General features: G+C 42.3%; 16 protein-coding genes. 2 read left to right on the top strand and 14 right to left on the bottom strand.

Translation table 11 applies throughout. The features are described from left to right. Nucleotides 1–4: 4 nt before the first annotated feature. The 3 genes from ACFPA1_RS19115 to ACFPA1_RS19105 all read right to left on the bottom strand — a co-directional run bounded on the left by ACFPA1_RS19115 (nucleotide 5) and on the right by ACFPA1_RS19105 (nucleotide 3,360). Entirely contained in the window at nucleotides 5–661 is a 657-nt protein-coding gene (locus ACFPA1_RS19115; RefSeq protein WP_378584782.1) for a carboxymuconolactone decarboxylase family protein, read from the bottom strand. Between the two features lie 91 nt (nucleotides 662–752). Next, a complete protein-coding gene (locus ACFPA1_RS19110) occupies nucleotides 753–2,129 on the bottom strand; it encodes an APC family permease (RefSeq protein ID WP_378584780.1) in 1,377 nt (458 codons plus the stop codon). Nucleotides 2,130–2,166: 37 nt separating this feature from the next. Further along, nucleotides 2,167–3,360 carry a MalY/PatB family protein gene (locus tag ACFPA1_RS19105; RefSeq protein ID WP_378584778.1) on the bottom strand — a complete coding sequence of 398 codons (1,194 nt, stop codon included), beginning with the start codon at nucleotides 3,358–3,360 and terminating at the stop codon, nucleotides 2,167–2,169. A gap of 414 nt (nucleotides 3,361–3,774) precedes the next feature. Between ACFPA1_RS19105 and guaC the strand changes: the two genes are divergently transcribed. Beyond that, nucleotides 3,775–4,758 carry a GMP reductase gene (gene guaC, locus ACFPA1_RS19100; protein ID WP_213118986.1) on the top strand — a complete coding sequence of 328 codons (984 nt, stop codon included), beginning with the start codon at nucleotides 3,775–3,777 and terminating at the stop codon, nucleotides 4,756–4,758. A 49-nt stretch (nucleotides 4,759–4,807) separates the two neighbouring features. Here the strand turns inward: guaC and ACFPA1_RS19095 are convergent, their stop codons facing one another. The 4 genes from ACFPA1_RS19095 to ACFPA1_RS19080 form a co-directional block, all read right to left on the bottom strand. After that, the gene (locus ACFPA1_RS19095) at nucleotides 4,808–6,613 is read right to left on the bottom strand and encodes a DHA2 family efflux MFS transporter permease subunit (RefSeq protein WP_378584776.1); all 1,806 of its coding nucleotides are present in this window, start codon (nucleotides 6,611–6,613) and stop codon (nucleotides 4,808–4,810) included. 8 nt (nucleotides 6,614–6,621) lie between these two features. Then, complete coding sequence (locus tag ACFPA1_RS19090; protein ID WP_378584775.1) at nucleotides 6,622–7,269, bottom strand: efflux RND transporter periplasmic adaptor subunit; 648 nt, start codon at nucleotides 7,267–7,269, stop codon at nucleotides 6,622–6,624. A 17-nt stretch (nucleotides 7,270–7,286) separates the two neighbouring features. Continuing rightward, a complete protein-coding gene (locus ACFPA1_RS19085) occupies nucleotides 7,287–7,721 on the bottom strand; it encodes a MarR family winged helix-turn-helix transcriptional regulator (protein WP_378584773.1) in 435 nt (144 codons plus the stop codon). Between the two features lie 281 nt (nucleotides 7,722–8,002). Then, nucleotides 8,003–9,454, bottom strand: a complete 1,452-nt coding sequence (locus ACFPA1_RS19080) for an APC family permease (RefSeq protein ID WP_378584771.1) — start codon at nucleotides 9,452–9,454, stop codon at nucleotides 8,003–8,005. Between the two features lie 239 nt (nucleotides 9,455–9,693). On the opposite strand from ACFPA1_RS19080, the gene ACFPA1_RS19075 reads away from it, so the two are divergent. Then, nucleotides 9,694–10,635, top strand: coding sequence for a LysR family transcriptional regulator (locus ACFPA1_RS19075; RefSeq protein WP_378584770.1), 942 nt, complete (start codon nucleotides 9,694–9,696; stop codon nucleotides 10,633–10,635). Nucleotides 10,636–10,695: 60 nt separating this feature from the next. Here ACFPA1_RS19075 and ACFPA1_RS19070 read toward each other — a convergent pair whose 3' ends face one another. From ACFPA1_RS19070 to ACFPA1_RS19040, 7 genes are read right to left on the bottom strand one after another with little or no spacing between them, the layout of a single operon-like run. Next, on the bottom strand, nucleotides 10,696–11,589 hold the full coding sequence (locus tag ACFPA1_RS19070) for an ABC transporter permease (protein ID WP_378584768.1): 894 nt from the start codon (nucleotides 11,587–11,589) through the stop codon (nucleotides 10,696–10,698). A 12-nt stretch (nucleotides 11,590–11,601) separates the two neighbouring features. Next, nucleotides 11,602–12,606 carry an ABC transporter permease gene (locus ACFPA1_RS19065; protein WP_378584766.1) on the bottom strand — a complete coding sequence of 335 codons (1,005 nt, stop codon included), beginning with the start codon at nucleotides 12,604–12,606 and terminating at the stop codon, nucleotides 11,602–11,604. A gap of 23 nt (nucleotides 12,607–12,629) precedes the next feature. Beyond that, nucleotides 12,630–13,598, bottom strand: a complete 969-nt coding sequence (locus ACFPA1_RS19060) for an ABC transporter ATP-binding protein (RefSeq protein ID WP_378584765.1) — start codon at nucleotides 13,596–13,598, stop codon at nucleotides 12,630–12,632. Continuing rightward, nucleotides 13,579–14,571, bottom strand: coding sequence for an ABC transporter ATP-binding protein (locus ACFPA1_RS19055; RefSeq protein ID WP_213145417.1), 993 nt, complete (start codon nucleotides 14,569–14,571; stop codon nucleotides 13,579–13,581). The genes ACFPA1_RS19060 and ACFPA1_RS19055 overlap by 20 nt, the downstream gene beginning before the upstream one ends. A 35-nt stretch (nucleotides 14,572–14,606) precedes the next feature. Then, nucleotides 14,607–16,199, bottom strand: a complete 1,593-nt coding sequence (locus tag ACFPA1_RS19050) for an ABC transporter substrate-binding protein (RefSeq protein ID WP_378584764.1) — start codon at nucleotides 16,197–16,199, stop codon at nucleotides 14,607–14,609. A 5-nt stretch (nucleotides 16,200–16,204) separates the two neighbouring features. After that, complete coding sequence (locus tag ACFPA1_RS19045; protein WP_378584763.1) at nucleotides 16,205–17,665, bottom strand: amidase; 1,461 nt, start codon at nucleotides 17,663–17,665, stop codon at nucleotides 16,205–16,207. Between the two features lie 21 nt (nucleotides 17,666–17,686). Further along, on the bottom strand, nucleotides 17,687–18,928 hold the full coding sequence (locus tag ACFPA1_RS19040) for a CaiB/BaiF CoA transferase family protein (RefSeq protein WP_378584761.1): 1,242 nt from the start codon (nucleotides 18,926–18,928) through the stop codon (nucleotides 17,687–17,689). Nucleotides 18,929–18,947: the final 19 nt, after the last annotated feature.

Here is an 18,947-nt window from a genome sequence, read left to right as displayed (position 1 = left end):
TAGCTTACCCTCCGTACGCATTCAATGCATTTATACTATGAGCAAGCGCGGAACCTGCTTTTAAAGCGGTGGCGACAAAAATCGCTTCCGTTAATTCTTCCATTGTTGCGCCCAGTTTCTTTGCTGCTTTTGTGTGGGCATCGATGCAGTAGGCACATCCGGTCACATGAGCCACGGCTACCGCGATAAATTCTTTTTCTTTTTGGCTTAATAGACCAGGCTTCATCGCCTCATGGCTAAATCCCAAATATGAACGGAACAACTCGGCGTTTTCTTCACGAAAATCCTTCAATCGTTTCATATTCGATAATGTATAAAGGTCATCTGTACCTGTTCCATCGTATGCCTGGAGTGCATTGCCCCCATGGCCTGCAGCAGATCCGGCTTTCAGCGCTGTTGCAACCATGATGGCTTCAAGCATTTCCTCTTTCGATACTTCAAGCCGTTTAATTTGACCAACATGGGCTTCAATACAATAGGGGCAGCCGGTAACATGTGCAACAGCGACGGCAATCAGTTCCTTCAATTTCATCGACAGCAAGCCTTCCGCCATTGCCTTTTGATTAAAAGCACCAAAAGCACGATAGGTTTCAGGTGCCAGTTTTGCTAATTCGGATAGTCTTCTGCGATCGGATTTTTTGTACAAGCTTTCATTGCTCATCTTTATTCCTCCTCTTTAAAAATAGAAGGCTCAAAGCCTATTTGGGAATTGAGCTTCTATTACGGATATTAATTGATCGAACTCATTTTCATTACAAGGCCTTTGTGTTGATATCAGACTCTATCTCAAGTTCAGCATTAAAACCTAACTCTTCTCCTGACTTCAATTTTTGCGTCTTCGATGCAATCATGACGTAAAATGCAGAACAAACGATGTAAATTAACACTCCAACCAGCAATCCGGCAGTTAAGTTCTTCAGCAGAAGATAGCCTTGAACCACGGAAAGGACGATTGCAATCCCGACAATCCCGTATAAGGTCTTTGGATTAAATTTGAATTTTGATTTCTCATATAACTCCGGATATTTTTTTGGAAGCCTTGTTGCTGCGATAATTGGAATGAGGTTAGCAAAAAATCCGATGCCGCTTCCTAATGATGCAATTACGGTTAGAGAAAATCCTGAAATTATCGGAATTAATCCAATCAGATAAAAAAGAGTTAGAATCAAAATTGGTGTACCAAACTTACTGCTAACCACTCCTAGTTTCTTTGGCAGCCAGCCATCTTCACAGGCAATCAGGATTCCTTTCGTGGCCCATGACATTTGCGCATTTAAGGTGGTCGCCAGCGCAAACATCGCACCGCCAATAATAAAGAAGAAGAAAACAGGCTCAGGCAGGATCGTTCTGGCTACTTCCGTCAACGGCTTATTGGCCACGTCGGCAACTGGCAGAACACTTGAAGCAACGGCCGCCATTAGCGCATAAAGAATTCCGACTCCAACCGTTGTGGTGATAATCGTTAGAGGTATATCACGGCCTGGATTTTTCATTTCTCCGCCCAGTTCGGCAACATATTGAGCGCCTCCTGTAGCAAATGAGAGCAAGGCGACTGCCGAAAGGAAACCAGTAATTCCTCCTGGGAACATTTCTCTCGTGTTAAATACGGAATAATTAATTTCCGGAACCCCCCACGCCACGAACAAACCAAGGGAAATGACCAAGACGATGACCATAATTTTTTCAGCAATTGCGGCCACTTTTACGCCGACAAGGTTGGTGATATAGAAAACTGTTAACATGATAAAAGCAACTAGTTTAATAGGGACACTAGGATACAAGCTTTGTAAGTAATCCGCAAATGATAGCGCATACAATGCAATGGTCAATTGTGTAATGATGAACAGCAGAAGCCAGAAGAACCCTAACTTAGGTGACAAGAGACGACTGGAATATCGGTAAAATCCCCCGGTGGTTGGAATTGCTGCTCCCATAATGGCAGTGGGCATTACCTTAAACAAGGTAAAGATTGATGATAGAACAAAAGCTAAAACCACACCAGTTCCGGTCATACCAATCGCGATCCCAGTTAGGGACATGATACCCGCACCAATGATTTGACCTACCGCAATTCCCATCGCATCTCCAAGACCCAGAACCTTCTTCAACTTTGCTTCCTGATTACTCAAATTCCCTTCACCATCCCTTTTTACTAGTTTTTTATATTTAAATTTTTGCTGCAGTACCTTGATGACTTTTTACTGCCTTTTCTAGTCTTTTCAGCCCCTCTTCTAAAATGGATCTCGGGCACCCGATGTTCATTCGAATAAATCCTTCCCCTCCCGGTCCATAGGTGTAGCCTTGATTAAAAGCAACATTGGCGTGCTTTAACATGAGTTGTTGGAGACCTTCTTTATCTAAACCAAGTTCCCGACAGTCCAGCCAGACAAGATAGCTAGCCTCTGGTTTGATCACTTTGATTTCCTTGATATTGTTTTCCATATATTCGCTCAGGTAATTCAAGTTTTTTTCAATATAATAAACAACTTGTTCTAACCATTCACCGCCAAAACGATAAGCGCTTTCAGTTGCGGCAATCCCAAATGTATTCGTATGTCTTAGAGACAATCGATTCATAGTTGCATTAAATTCATCTCTCAGCTTTTGATTGGGAATGATAATATTGGAAGTCTGCAAGCCTGCTAAATTAAAGGTTTTGCTAGGAGCCGTACAGACAATGGTATGCTCAGCAAATTCTTCAGAAATGGAGGCAAAGACTGTATGCGTTTTTCCTTTAAAAACTAAGTCACAATGGATTTCATCGGACACAATGAGAATGTTGTTCTCAATACAAATCTTCCCTAGCTCAGTTAACTCTTCTTTTGTCCAGACACGTCCTGATGGGTTATGAGGATTGCAGAGAATCAGCATTTTGACGTTCTCATCGATTCTATTTCGCAGGTCTTCAAGGTCCATCGAGTAATTACCGTTTTCATGTTTTAACTGGTTATAAACAACTTGACGGTTATTATTAACAATCGCATTAGTAAACGGATAATAAACCGGAGGCTGGATCAGAATTTTGTCTCCAGGGTTCGTAAAGGTTTGCACAAGATAATTTAATGCCGGTACCACACCTGGACTATAGCAAATCCATTCTTTCTGTACACTCCAGTTGTACCTTTCCTGCATCCAATCGATAATTGCACGATAATAGGAATCTGGACGTGTGGTGTAGCCAAAGATTCCATGCTCAGCTTTTTTGATAATTGCTTCGATCACTGGCGCCGGTGATTGAAAATCCATGTCCGCCACCCACATGGGAAGTAAATTCTTTTCCCCGAATAAATTCTCTATTTCATCCCATTTTGCCGAAGCTGTATCATGCCTATTAATTTCGATGTCAAAATTGTACTTCACTGTTGATTTCCTCCTTAATCAGTTTTTCAAAAATACTAACTTTTGGTGTAAGAAAACTTATAGCCTTGTTTTGGTTTCTGAATTAATTGAATATTTTGTTTTATTTAACCATATAAATTGTCCCTTCGTAAAATATTGATTTTTAATAGAAGTATTCAATTCGTCTATAGTTACACGTTATAAAAGTGCTGGAGTCTGCCCCCAACACTTTGTTAGCCTGCTTGTATTTTCTTTTTAAAAAGATTGTCTAGATTGCTGCTCTAGAATGAAACTCGGTCCATTGTGTTACATTAATTTAGAAAAAATAAAAATGAAAATGTTTTGACATTTGGATAAAAATGCTGTAAATTATCAAATGTACGAACAATAAAAACATAAACTTTATATAATATTCGTGTTTAGGAGTGTAATTTCATGGATACAGTATTTGATTACGAAGATATTCAACTAATTCCCGCAAAATCAATCGTAAAGAGCCGTTCTGAGTGTGACACAAGCGTCGAATTTGGCGGTCATAAATTTAAATTACCGGTCGTCCCTGCAAACATGCAGACGATCATCGATGAAAAAATTGCTATTTTCTTAGCCGAAAACGGTTACTTCTATATCATGCACCGTTTCCAGCCGGAAACACGCCTTGATTTTGTGAAAGACATGCAGGCACGTGGCCTAATCGCATCCATCAGCGTAGGTGTGAAAGAAGGAGAATATGAATTCGTTCAGCAGCTTGCTGATGAAAACTTGACACCTGAATTTATTACCATCGATATTGCACATGGTCACTCCAATGCCGTTATTGATATGATTAAGCATATTAAAAAACTAATTCCTGGCAGCTTTGTCATCGCTGGTAATGTTGGAACACCTGAAGCCGTAAGAGAGTTAGAGCATGCTGGTGCCGATGCAACTAAGGTCGGTATTGGACCAGGTAAAGTATGTATTACGAAAATTAAGACCGGATTCGGTACTGGAGGCTGGCAGCTTGCAGCCCTAAGATGGTGCGCAAAAGCCGCAAGCAAGCCGATTATCGCGGACGGCGGTATCCGCACCCATGGTGATATTGCGAAGTCTGTCCGTTTCGGGGCATCCATGGTGATGATTGGTTCGTTATTCGCGGGTCACGAAGAATCTCCTGGTGAAACATTCGAAAAGGATGGAAAGTGCTTTAAGGAATATTTTGGTTCTGCTTCAGAATTCCAAAAAGGCGAACGAAAAAATGTCGAAGGCAAAAAAATGTACGTAGAACATAAAGGAAAATTAATCGATACATTAATTGAGATGGAGCAGGATCTTCAGTCCTCTATCTCCTATGCAGGTGGAAACAAATTGAAGGATATCCGCACTGTTGATTATGTAGTCGTGAAGAATTCGATCTTTAATGGAGATAAAATTTATTAAAAAAATGCCTGCCGTTCACTCCGGCAGGCATTTTTTCTTGGTAATGTTACTATTTTTCAGCACCAGGTCTTGCTCTTTTGATAAAGAATGCCAGCACCAAAGCAACTGCCGCGATTCCCGTCGCAACAACAAAAGCGTCATTGATACCGCTAATCGTGGCTTCCTTCATAGCTTCACCATAGATAGAATAGGTTGCTAGCATTTTCCCTTGTTGAACAGGGATTCCCGCCATAGCAGCAAGTCCCTGACCTAGACCAGATAATTTAGCGGCTAGGTATGGGTTGGCACTTGTGACCACATTCGCGAAATTCGCAGAATGGAATTCACTTCTTGTTGTCATCACGGTAACGAGAAAGGCCGTACCAAGGCTTCCGGCAACGGTCCTTGCCGTGTTCGAAGCGGATGTTCCATGACCCGCAAGCCTTAATGGGAGCTGATTCATCCCCTCTGTTTGAACCGTCATCGCTAAGAAAGACATCCCAAACATTCGCATAACATAAAGCAGCATAATATAGCCAAATGATGTAGACATCGTGAGTTTCGTAAATTGCCATGTCGTGACGACCGTAATGATTAAACCAAAAACAGCCAGCCAGCGGGCACCCATTTTATCAAAGAGCTTTCCGGAAATCGGCATCATGACCGCCATGACAATGGCTCCTGGAAGCATCATCAGACCTGAATCTAGAGCAGTAAAGCCGCGAATATTTTGTAGGTAGATTGGCAGCAAAATCATTGCGGCAAACATTGCCATATTAATGATCATTCCGATAATCGTTGTTAAAGCAAAGATGTCGTATTTAAACACTCGCAATTCCAGCATCGGCTGATCTGTGGTCAATTCCCGCCAGATAAAGGCGATTAAACCAATTGCACCAATCGATAATGAAACGACAACCTGCATACTTTCCCAGCCATTATTCCCCGCTTCACTAAAGCCGTATAGTAAAAAACCTAAACCAAGCGTAGATAAAATAAATCCAGGAGTATCAAATTTTGGCTTCGTTACCTCGGTAACATCCACCATCCAAACATACGCCAGGATTATGGATAAAATACCGAACGGAATGACAATATCAAATAATACACGCCAGTCATAATGACCAATCAACCATCCCGATAGGGTAGGCCCGATTGCCGGGGCAAACAGCATGGCGACACCCATCAGACCCATGGCTGCTCCACGCTGATGCGGTGGGTAAATGGTCAGAAATACCGTCATCAATAGCGGCATGATAATCCCTGCGCCCGCCGCCTGGACAATCCTTCCCAGCATTAACAGCGAGAAGGTTGGCGAAATCGAGCAGATCACAGACCCCAAGGTAAAGGATAGTACAGCAAAAATAAATAATTTCCTCGTCCCAAGCCTTGCCGTTAAAAATGCGGTGATAGGAATAATGATACCGTTCGTTAACATATACCCTGTCGAAAGCCATTGAACTGTGCTTGCTGAGATGCCTAAATCATTCATAATATGTGGAATGGCCACATTTAATAATGTTTGATTCAAGATTGCCACAAACGCACCAAGCATCATGGCTGCAACTACTTTTCCACGTTTTCCTTCAAATTGCTCTGCCGTTGAGGAATTGGCGGCTGGCTTTCTTGCTGGTTGTTCTTTTTCTTTCGTCTTTTCCACCGCTTCAGTTAGGGGCTTTTGTTCAGGTTGTTCGTCTTCAATTGCTTGCACTTCTTCTTCCTTCACTAAAGCAGTGCTATTTTCCTGTTCAGGCTGGTCTTCCTTTGCCACCTGCAGTTCGTTATTTTTAGATTTATTTTGTTTTTTCAACATTACATTTACAAATAATAATAGAAGGGCCGATATTAGAATATAACCTGTAAGGTATATGGACATGTCATCACCTACTTATGAATTCGCACTGTCACATTCATACCAGGAACTAATCTTTCTCCATAATGATCAAGCGAAATTTTGACAGGAACGACCTGTGTTTCTTTTGTGTAGTTTCCTGAAGCATTGTTTTTTGGTAAAAGTGAGAAAGTGCCGGCTGTTGCCAAGCCAATTTCTTCAACCTTGCCGTTTAGCGTGATGTTTGGAAAAGCATCAACATAAATATCGACATCCTGGCCCACTTTCACATCATTCAAATCGGTTTCTTTGACATTGGCTGTTACCCATAGATGGTCAAGGTCGTAGCTGACAGCTAGCGGTGTGCCGGCTGCTACCATTGTATTTTCCACTGCATTTGTTTGGACAATGGTGCCGTCAGCAGGAGCTTTAATATCCACATCAACTGCTCCTTTGTCACTTACCATTTGAACTGTCCCAATGGTGTCATCCTTTGCGAATGTATCGCCTGTCTTTCCAGACCATTTTGTCAGTTTTCCAGTTGCAGGTGCAGCAGCGCTTACCTGTTGTCCGGCAATTTGGGCGTTATCAGTGGATAAATAGTTTACAGATTGATTAAAGTAATAATACCCCGCAAAGCCTCCACCTACTAAAATAATCAGTAGTATGACATTGATTAAAATCATGCGTTTTGCGTTCATAAATATAAAGTCCTCCTTTATTCACTTAAAATATCTTGGATTTGCTTGTGGATGCGCAATAAATGCTGAATATCCTCTTCCGGCAATTGCTTAATCTTGTTAAGCTTTTGGACAAGCTCTGATTCATTCAATATTGCTTGTTCCAATTTTTCATCGCCTTTCTCCGTCAGATGAATCGTGATCGCACGGCGATCATGGGGCGGATTGCGGCGTTCAACAAAACCGCTTTGCACAAGCCGGTCGACTACCCCGCTGACGGTACTGTTCGTTAATTTTAGGATTTCTGCCAGTTCCACTAATCCAAGATTTGGACGCTGGGAAATTTTATACAAAGCCTTCAGCTGAACAACGGTTAATCCGTTCTTATCAGCATCTTTTTTGGAAACTTTAAAAAGAAGCTTGCTTATATCTGAAAATGAATTCAGAATCTCACTGTTATAGGCAGTCTTCATGTCCCCTCCTCCTTTTTTAGGTATTATTTACTATACGAATATTTCGTATACGAAACAATTTGTGTTACCTATAATCGCACATCTTCCTTTTTCCTGTCAATTGGCTTTTTTCCCTTTAATAAAAATTTAATATTTTAACACTCCTTTCTTTTGTGAAAAATATTATTTAAAGGAATCTGCGTTTCTACGTTCAATGTTTACATAAAAACAAACAACCTGCCTAAATAACAAAAAAGAGGATGATCCCCTTATATTTCTTTTAAGGACATCCTCTTTTATCTTTAATCTCCATTATCGAATAAGAATTTTTCACGCTCTTCTCTGCTGATGTTGCTGCGTTGTACATTTATAAAATAAAGTGCAAGTATCGTAAGAAGGAGGATGGATAAAACAACTAACTCAGGAACCGACAAACCTCCCAATGGGTTTAATGGTGTGTATAAGAATAAAAAGAAAACAAGAGAAAGTATGGCTAGCCACCCAACAGCCCCGCCATAGGCGACTCGATAAGGGCGGTTTAAATTCGGCTCTTTTTTCCTGAGCACCATAAATGTAATGACGACCAATAACCAGGAACAAACCATCATAAAACCGGAGACATTTACAATATTCATAAATATCGATTTACTAGTCCCAAGGAACGCCCCTAAACTGCTTAAAATGAATAAGAACATGACGGCTTTGGACGGTGTCTTATTGATAATATGCAGCTCTGAGAAGCCCTTTGAAATATATTTGGCCCTGCCAAGCGCAAACAATACCCTGCTTCCGGCTAGATATGCGGCATTCCATGATGTTAACATCCCAATCAAAGCTGCAATCGCGACAAATATTTTGGCGGTTTGCGAGCCATGCAACAGCTGGACCAATGAATCGAGAACGACAATTTGGGCGGTCTGACGCATTTCCAAATTGGCTGAAAAGCCTGTCCCGATAATGATTAGAATATAGAAGGCAGCACTTGCCCAAACTGTAATGACAACAAGTCTGCCAATCATTTTCGGTTTTACATTGGTTTCTTCCGCTGCCTGCGCGACCACGTTAAACCCTGCTAAGAATCCCGGTACCATTAATAAGGTTAGGGAAATTCCCGATAAAGAAGATACCAATGGCTTGGCATTATCGATATCTCCTAGGCTGACACCGACGATAACATAAAAGACGGCTGCCAGCAGCATAACAGCAACAGTAATCGTTTGAAAAACTTTTGAAAATTCGACGCCTTTCATATTAAGAAAGGCAAAGAAAAAGTTAAACAAAATCGAAACAATTACATAGGATGCATAAATTGTTTCTCCGCCAATACTGTACAAAGCTCCTATCTTGGGTAATGGAAAACCAAGTGCACCCAGAATAATCGGCAGCATGATGGTTTCAACCACAATTAATGTAAGTAAACCATATCCCACGCAAGCTCCCGCGAAAAATGCCCAGCGGTCGCCTAATCCTTTAAATGTATAAACGATGTCCCCTCCTGCCCGCGGCATCGCTGAAGCAAGCTCGGCATAGGCAAGCCCTACAAAAGAGCAAAGAATACCGCCAATCAAGAAGGCGATGATTCCTCCCATACTGCCCGGCACCGATGTCCAAACCCCTGCATACATAACCCATGACCAACCAACCGCGGCCCCTACGCCAATTGTTAACAAATCCCATTTAGATAATGACTTTTTTAATTGGGCATTGTGCTTTGAAACAGTTGTAGTGATTTCCTTTTTTTCTACAACTTGCATGTAGCCATTCCTCCTTTCGTTTTACTGGAATAATTTTCAAATTAGAACACTTTTTACTTCTGACTATTTAGAATATTCTATATACAGTTTAAATTTTATTTTCTTCCTAGTAAAATATCGATTTTTAATAGATGTATAAGTATTGCTTATACCTAAAAAGAAGGATTTTCCATTTGTACAGCCAATAATAGTAATAGATAAAATTATTAAGTTAATAATATCCAAGGTGGTGACATAGTTTGCAAATCGAGCAGTTGGAATACATTGTTTTGGTCATGGAATTACGGTCTTTTTCAAAAGCTGGCCAAGCACTCCATATTTCCCAGTCTGCAATCAGCCAGTCCATCACAAAACTGGAGAATGAATTAGGCGTTAAACTATTTGAGAGGCAGCATAATGGGGTGAAACCAACAGAAGCAGGAAAACAATTAATTACCATTGCTATGGACGTCCTACAAAATTTAAGTAGGTTGCAAGTGGAAGCCGAGAAATACAAAATTGCATCCAAGAGCCGGTTAACGATCGGAATAGTGTCCGGGCTGCATTTGCCGATTCTGCCAAAGCTGCTTGCTGACATCAAACAGGAATTTCCCCAGCAGGAAATCGCTCTAGTTGAAAAAAGTTCTCTGCACATCACGGAATCTATCATCAAAAAGGAAATAGATTTAGGAATTCTTGTGATCTATGATGAAACATTAAAATATAGAAACAGTATCACGTTCACAAAGTTGTCCCCCATTCATTTTTTTGTGTTAGTAGACCCTTCCTCTCCATTGGCTCATTCCACCTTTTTAGAGCCTAAAGATATAACGGACCAAACTTTGGTGATGTTTAATGGCGAGTATATGAACTGGTTTTTTAAAATTTTCAATCAGCAGTACGGGCCGCTTAAATTGTTATTTACCACTAACAATAACGAGAACATTTCCGAGGCAGTCCGCAACGGGCTGGCAATCGCAATAGAAACAGAGTCAGAGGTTCAGACCAATCCCTTTGTCAAAAGTGGAGAAATTTTAGCGATTCCATTAGTCGAGGATGTAAATAAAAATAGTTTCCTAGGGATGGCCACTTTAAAGAATAAAGCTTTTTCTATAGAAAACCAAAAAACGATGAAATATTTTGAACGGGAGATATCCGATTTATACAACAAAAGAAGGACCATAATCCCTTCTAAACTCTGAGACATAAAAAAACTCAAAACAGAAGAAGAGCTCCTCCATTTTGAGTTTTTCAAATGATGGCTATTTCATTTTTGGGTCTAAGGCATCCCGAAGCCCGTCACCAAACATATTAAAACCAAGGACAATCAGCATGATGGCAAAGCCTGGGAACAATAAAGTCCAAGGAGCACTCGTGATAAATTGTCTGGAATCGGCCAGCATCTTTCCCCATTCTGGTTCGCCTGGCTGCGCACCTAGTCCCAAAAAACCTAATGCGGCTGCTTCTAAAATGGCAGTGGCAATGCCTAATGTGCCCTGCACAATGATTGGCGTAATCGAGTTAGGAAGTACATGCTGAAACAGCAGACGTCTATCGGACATGCCAGTTATTTTTGCGGCAGCGATGTATTCTTCTTCCTTTACACTTAACACTCGCGACCGAATCAAACGGCCGTACGTAGGAATGTTAATAATCGCGATGGCGACCAGTGCATTAAAGAGGCTCGGACCTAAGATCGCGACAATCGCGATGGCAAGCAGAATACTTGGAAACGCCAGCATAATATCAAAGAATCTTGAAATGATGGTATCAAGCCATTTTCCATAATAACCTGCAATTAAGCCAAGAAGTGAGCCGACGATAATTGAGCCAATGACCGAGAAGAAGCCAATCCATAATGAAATTCTTGCGCCATAAATAATTCGTGTATAAATGTCCCTGCCCTGGTCATCCGTTCCAAACCAATGGTTTGCATTGGGAGATATCAAGGTTTTCTGCGGATTAAATCCATCGTAGGGCTGCGCCGTAAGAACAGGGGCCAATAGGCCCATCAAGATAAAGACGACGACAATTCCTAATCCAATCATGGCGGGACGCTGCTTTTTCAGCTTTTTCCAAGCTTCCAGCCACAATGATTTTTTAGTAGATTTATTGAAGGTAGGTTTATCAGCTACCGGTTGTAAGACTGTTTTCAAATTCCTCCCTCCTTAACGGTAATTAATTCGCGGATCTAAAAGTGAATAGAGGATATCGACGATTAAATTTACAAACACAAATATGGTGGCAATAATTAAAATTCCGGTTTGGATGACAGGGTAATCGCGAGAACCAATCGCATCATAAATGTAGCGGCCCACACCCGGCCAGCCGAAAATGGTTTCCGTCAGAACGGCGCCACCTAACAATAATCCTGTCAGCATGCCGATGATGGTTAAAATTGGTGCAAAAGCATTTTTTAAAGCATGTTTATAAAGCACCCAGAATCCCGACAGTCCTTTGGCACGGGCGGTCCGGACATAATCCAATTCCAACACTTCAAGCATGCTTGACCTGGTAATCCTTGCAATTACCGCCATTGGAATGGTTCCCAAAGCAATACTTGGTAAAATTAAATGCTTGAATACATCCCAAAACCCTGCCCAATTTCCTTGTATCAATGTATCAAATAAAAGGAGGCCTGTAATCGCTTCCACCGGTTCCCTTGCGTTCATTCGTCCGGTTGAGGGCAGCCAGCTCAGTTTCTCAGCAAAAATCCACTGTTCCATAAGGCCTAGCCAGAAGACCGGTATCGATACTCCCATTAAAGCGATTAACATCGCCGTATAATCAAACCAGGATGCTCTTCTCCAGGCCGCGATAATTCCGGCATTTACCCCGATGATGACGGCAATCAGCATACTCATGATCATTAATTCAATGGTTGCCGTTAAATACGGCATGATTTCTTCCTGGATTGGCTTTTTTGTTTTTAATGAAGTGCCAAAATCACCGGCCACAATATCCGTAACATAGGCGAAATACTGGGTGGTAAGAGGTTTGTTTAAACCCATCTCCTCTCTTAAATCCTTGACGGCGTCCGGTGTGGCCTGATCGCCAAGTATAACGGTCGCTGGGTCCCCCGGGATGGCGTGGATGATAGAAAAAACAATGATCGACATTCCAATCAAAACTGGAAATAATTGCAATATACGGCGGGTAATATAGTTAGACAAGCTTCCCTGCACCTCCTTTGCCGTTATTTATATAGATGGCAGGCAACATAGTGTCCATCACCTGCGTATCGTAATTCTGGCGTAACGGTTTCGCACTCAGCCATTTTGACAAAGCAGCGCGGATGAAACGGACAACCCTTCGGCGGATTGATTGGATTTGGCAAATCCCCTTTGAGTACAATCCGCTCCCGTTTCTTTTCATGGTTGATGCTTGGTGCGGATGAAAATAATGCTTGTGTATAGGGATGCAGGGGATTTTCGTATAAACTTTTCTTGCTCCCCTGTTCCACCATTTTCCCTAAATACATCACGCCAATTCTGTCGCTAATATGCTTCACAACACTTAAATCATGGGAAATAAATAAGTATGTTAAGCCGAAATCGCGTTGCAATTGTCTTAATAAATTCAGTACCTGCGATTGGATTGAAACGTCCAGGGCCGAGACGGCTTCATCAGCAATGATTAGTTTCGGATTCAAAGAAAGCGCCTTGGCAATCCCGATCCGCTGCCGTTGTCCCCCTGAAAATTCATGCGGGTATCTAGAAGCATGGTAGGCACTTAACCCGACTACCTCCAATAGCTCATGTACCCTTCTTTTTCGCTGCTCGTGACTAAAATCCGTATTGACAATCATTGGTTCTTCAATTAAATCACCAGCGGTTTTTCGAGGATTGAGTGATGCGTATGGGTCCTGAAATATCAACTGAATATCTCGGTAAACCGGTCTCATTTCCTTATGAGGAAGCTTAGAAATCTCTTTTCCTTGAAACAAAATCTCCCCGTCCGTCGAATTAATTAACCGCAAAATCGCTTTACCGGTCGTCGATTTGCCGCATCCCGATTCCCCCACCAACCCAAATGTTTCATTCTCGAAGATATGAAAATTCACCCCATCGATGGCCTTTACAACATTCGTGTTCCTTCCGAAAAAGCCGCTTTTGATAGGGAAATGTACTTTTAAATCCTTTACTTCAAGTAACGGTGACGGCATGTTTAACCTCCTTTGCCAAAAAACAGCGGGATTTTTGGCCTGGATCGATCTCATAAAGTTCAGGCTCTGCATTTAAGCATTCTTCCATCGCAAATTTACATCGAGAGGCAAATTTACAGCCCTCCGGCATTTCCGACGGAATGGGGACATTTCCCGGGATGGTTTCGAGCCACTCGACCTCTTCTTCGAGGGTCGGGATGGATTCGATTAATCCTTTTGTATAAGGATGGGACGGTGAAGAAAATATCGTTTTTACATCCGCTTCTTCGACAACCCTGCCCGCATACATGACAATGACGCGGTCACATACTTCTGAAACGACGCCAAGGTCATGGGTAATCATCATGATGGAGGTATTGCTTTTACGCTTCATTTGTTGAATCAGTTCCAAAATTTGCGCCTGTATCGTCACATCGAGTGCCGTTGTCGGCTCGTCCGCAATAATCAGTCTAGGATTGCAGGCAAGGGCCATCGCAATCATGACGCGTTGCCGCATCCCGCCGGATAACCGATGAGGATAGTCCTTCACAATCTTCTCAGCCCGGGGTATGCCAACTTGAGTTAGCAGCTCAATGCTTCTTTCTTCCGCTTCTTTTCTATTTAATTTCATATGGAGTCTAAGGGCTTCTCCAATTTGATTGCCAATTGTGTAGCTGGGGTTTAGGCTTGTCATCGGTTCTTGGAAGATCATCGCAATTTCATTGCCGCGAATCTTGCGCATCTTCTTATCAGTCAATTTGGTGAGGTCAACACCTTCAAATCGGATGCTGCCTTCGACAATTTTGCCTTTTCTGGGTGGCAGTAATTGCATGATGGAGAGGGCGGTAACACTTTTCCCTGAACCCGACTCTCCCACTATGCCAAGCGTTTCGCCCTCGTTAACGGTGAAACTGACACCGTCAACGGAGCGAACCACGCCATTATCTGTAAAAAAGTGCGTTTTCAAGTTTTGAACAGAAAGCAGCGGCTCCATTCTTTCCCTCCTGTTATCAATAGATTGTAAGTTTATTACTTTTCTATATAAACCTCAGCTAAGCTTTCATAGCCAATGGCATGAGGAACATATCCTTTCACATACGCAGCGCCAGCTAGAGGTGTTTCCACATATGCAAGCGGAATGGTTGGGGCATCTTCATATACAATCTCCTGAACCTCTTTATATAACTTTGTACGCTCTTCCTTATCGATGGTGGTTTGTGCCTTTCTCAGTAATTCATCCACTTTTTCATTCTTATAGGCTGAGCGGTTTTGAACCGATTCAGAACTTAACATGGTAAACAGAAAGTTGTCAGGGTCGCCGTTCTCACTAATCCGGCCGATTCCGGCAAAGGCATATTCACCTTTTACCAATTTGGATAAATAAGTGGCCCATTCATAGTTGACAATTTTTACTGTAATGCCTATTTTCGCCAAATCGGACTTAATCGCTTCCGCTACCTTTGTAGGTTGTGGGAAATAGGAACGGTCGGTTGACATAATCGAAAACTCTGTTTCAAATCCACCTGCAAACCCTGCCTCCGCCAAGAGTGCTTTTGCCTTTTCTGTATTATATTCATATCCCTTAACATCATCGTTATATCCCCAAATAAATGGAGGAAGCATATTTTTTGCAGGCTTGGCTACCGGCCCATAGAAAGTGTCGATAATCCCTTTCTTATTGATCGCATAATTAATCGCTTGGCGGACCTTAGCATTATCAAAAGGTGGTTTTGCTAGATTAAAGGTTAAATAGCCAAGGCTTCCTGCCGGGCGTTTAAAGATTTGCAGACTGTCATTCTTTTCTATTGAAGATAAATCACTCTGATTGATTCCGTCCATTAAATCAATTTCGCCATTCTTTAAGGCCGTCAATCTGGAGGAATTGTCAGGAATTACTTTAAACATTAATTTATCAAGCTTAGGGAGACCAGCAACCCGGTACTTATCATTTTTTTCAAGCGTGACGGAGTCATTGGGCTTCCATTCTACAAATTTGAAGGGACCTGTTCCGACAGGATGGTCTTTAATATTATCCCCGTACTCCTTTAATGCAGCAGGACTAATGATGCCAAAAGTGGTGATTCCCAGGTTCGGCAAAAATGTAGCATTCGGCGCAGTCAAGGTAAATTCGACGGTATGTTCATCCGGCGCTTTGACTTCTTGAATGACTCCCTTGAAGGTTCTGTTAAAAATAGAGAAATCACCTTTGTGCTGCGGATGAGAATCGTCCATCATCCGTTGAAAGTTATAAACAACCGCCTCTGCGTTAAAATCAGTTCCATCATGAAATTTCACATTTTCCTGTAATTTAAAGGTCCAAACCTTTCCATCATCGCTAACGGTCCATTCCTTGGCTAATTTTGGAACAACTTCTGTTCCATCCTTTTTATAATCTATCAGTGTTTCAAAAATATTTTTAGATATTCTAGAAGACTCAGCATCTATTAAATTATGAGGATCCAAAGTAACTGTGTCCGTTGCTCGGCCGTATATTAATGTGCCCCCAGAAGTGTTTCCTTTTTCTTTGCTCTTATTTGCTGTTGATTTATTTCCGCTGCAGCCGGCGATCACCAATACAGCCAAAATCGTGAAGACCATGAATATTTTTTTCACTTTTTTCATTCTCCTTATCCCTCCACCATTTTGTGCTGAAACTGCTTTAGATTGGGCTTTCTATCTTTCCATGGCTGAGCTTCTTCAAGCTGGCCGGCTAATTGGAATAATGTAGCTTCATCTCCAAATCTGGCGGCAAATTGCATTCCAATCGGCAGACCCTTACTGCTCCAGCCTAGCGGCAGACTTATCGCCGGCTGACCAGTTGTGTTAAACAGATTGGTAAATGGCGAGTAGGCCATCATTCTTTCAATCCATTGCTTTGCATCAAGACTTGGATCATTTGCATTAAGCTTGCCAATTGGCCATGGCAATTGTGCTATTGCCGGTGTAAGTAATAGATCATATTCTGTAAAGAATTGACCGGCTGTCCTTGATACAGAATTATTAATCTCAAATGCTTCCAATAATTCATAGGCAGTCAGGTTTTGACCGTACTGGTAAATAGCCCAGTTAGAGGCTTCAAGGTTTTTTGTCGAAGGAATTCGATTTAAACCTGCTTTGATTTTTTCCATGCTATGGCCAAGATTGGCTGACCAAATTCGCAGCGTAGCTAAAAGCTGCTGTTCCGCATTAATCACTGGCGAAGCTTCCACAAGCTCGTGCCCCAGGTCTTCACATACTTGAACCGTTTTATATAAGGCCTGCTTGCATTCTTCTTCGACCGGCGCATTGTTCCAAGGTTTATCAGTCCATGCAATCCGTAGCTTTTTAGGCCTCTTCTTCATTTCATTTAGGTAGAGAAAAGCCGGCTTCTCCACCCAGTTTCGGGCACCTGGATCTGCTCCCCCTATTGAATCCAGCAATGCTGCAGCATCCCTTACCGTACGGGTCACGGCAAATTCATTGCCCAGTCCATTTAAAATCTCTGGTCGATGTGGTCCATTTGGGATTCGGCCCCTGGTTGGCTTTAAACCGACTAACCCATTCACTGCTGCAGGCTGTCGGATGGAACCGGCCCCGTCATTTGCATGAGCGATTGGAACAATTCCTGCCGCGACTGCTGCACAAGCTCCTCCGCTCGACCCTCCTGAACTTAAATTTGGGTTCCATGGATTTCGAGTTGGACCGTATAATACGGATTCTGTAGAAAAATTAAACGCAAATTCTGGAGTAGTTGAAGTTCCTACTGTGACAAGACCCGTCCTGCGAAACCTTGCCATCAAATTGGTGTCTTGTGGAGTGCTCATTCCTTGACCAAACCGGCTGCCAAGCTGGACTGGAATCCCTTTTGCTTGCGCACTAGATTCTTTAATAAGAAATGGCACACCGGTGAACGGACCATCTGGAAGACCTGCTTCGATTTCTTGGTTTGATTCCTTTGGGAGAACACTGACGACAGCATTAATCACGGGGTTTAGTTTCTCAATCCCCTCAAAAGCTGCTTGCACCAATTCCTTGGGGGACACCTCCCCTGCTTTTACCAAGGACGCCAAATTGGTTGCATCAAATTTCGAGTACTCATTAAAATTCATGGAACTTGTCACCTCATTTTTTTAATGCGTGGAGTTTATTATTTTAGAATTAAAGATAACCCCTTTTTCCCTTAACTGTTTGATTTCTATCTCTTTAAGACCGAGTATGGATTGTAAAATTTGTTCGTTATGTTCCCCTAACTGCGGTTCAATTGGTGTATCGCCATTTCTTAGGCCGATTTCTTTCTCAAAGAATTTTATCGGCAGGTTCGGAAGCTTCACTTTCCCGAGGACCGGATGTTCTACATCGACCACCATGTTTCTGCCGATTAAGTGTGGGTCATGAATCAAATCTTTTCCGTTTTTGACCTCTCCAGCAGGAACGTGTAAATCAGCCAAAAATCTTAATACTTGCTCGGCTGTCCGATTTTTTGCCCATTCTTCAAAAATTTCATTTAAATAATCAAGGTTCGCTGCCCGTTTCTCAAGCGAAGGGATGTCATCTCCTTCAAATTCTTTGACTATGTCATCTCTTCCAATTCCTTGATAGACCTTTGTAAACCGATCATTGCCGGAAGCACAGACAATGACCCATTTATCATCACTTGTCTGAAAAGCTTCCCATGGCGCTCCAAGCGGGTCTTTATTCCCTCGGGCCATTAACGGCTCGCCGGTCATGCTAGTTCTGATGACCGTCTCTTCAAGAACAGAGAAAACACTGTCCATCATACTGACTTCAATGCGCTGGCCCTTTCCCGTCTTATTCCTTTCGATGATGGCACTTAAAATCCCGACAGTTAAATATATCCCCGACAATGAATCAGCCACAGCCGGTCCAGTTTTTAATGGCTTTCCGCCTTCCAAGCCGTTTTGGCTCATCAACCCGCCCATTGCTTGGGCGATCCCATCAATGCACGGAAGATGTGAATACGGCCCATCACTGCCAAATCCATTTAATGAAGCATAGATAATTTTGGGATTCACTTCTTTAACGGCTTCATAGCCAATCCCTAGTTTGTCGACGGTTCCTGCTACGAAATTTTCCACGATGACGTCAAATTCTTTGGCTAACTCCAGAAATATCTTTTTTCCTTCTTCACTCTTCATATTGAGTGAGATTGATTTTTTCCCTCGATTTAACATGTAGAAGTAACCGCTTACACTATCTTTAAAAGGAGGGATGGACCTAGAGCGGTCACCCGCTCCAGGTCTTTCTACCTTAACTACTTCCGCCCCTAAATCCTGCAGCATTAGCGTTGCATATGGGGCGGAAAATACCCAGCTAAGGTCCAGAACTTTAATCCCGTCTAATGGTTTTGTCATCTCTTCATCTGCTCACTTT

This window comes from Neobacillus sp. GCM10023253 (assembly GCF_042653105.1).
Lineage (GTDB): Bacteria > Bacillota > Bacilli > Bacillales > Cytobacillaceae > Neobacillus > Neobacillus citreus.
This window is presented reverse-complemented; position numbering and strand designations above follow the sequence as displayed.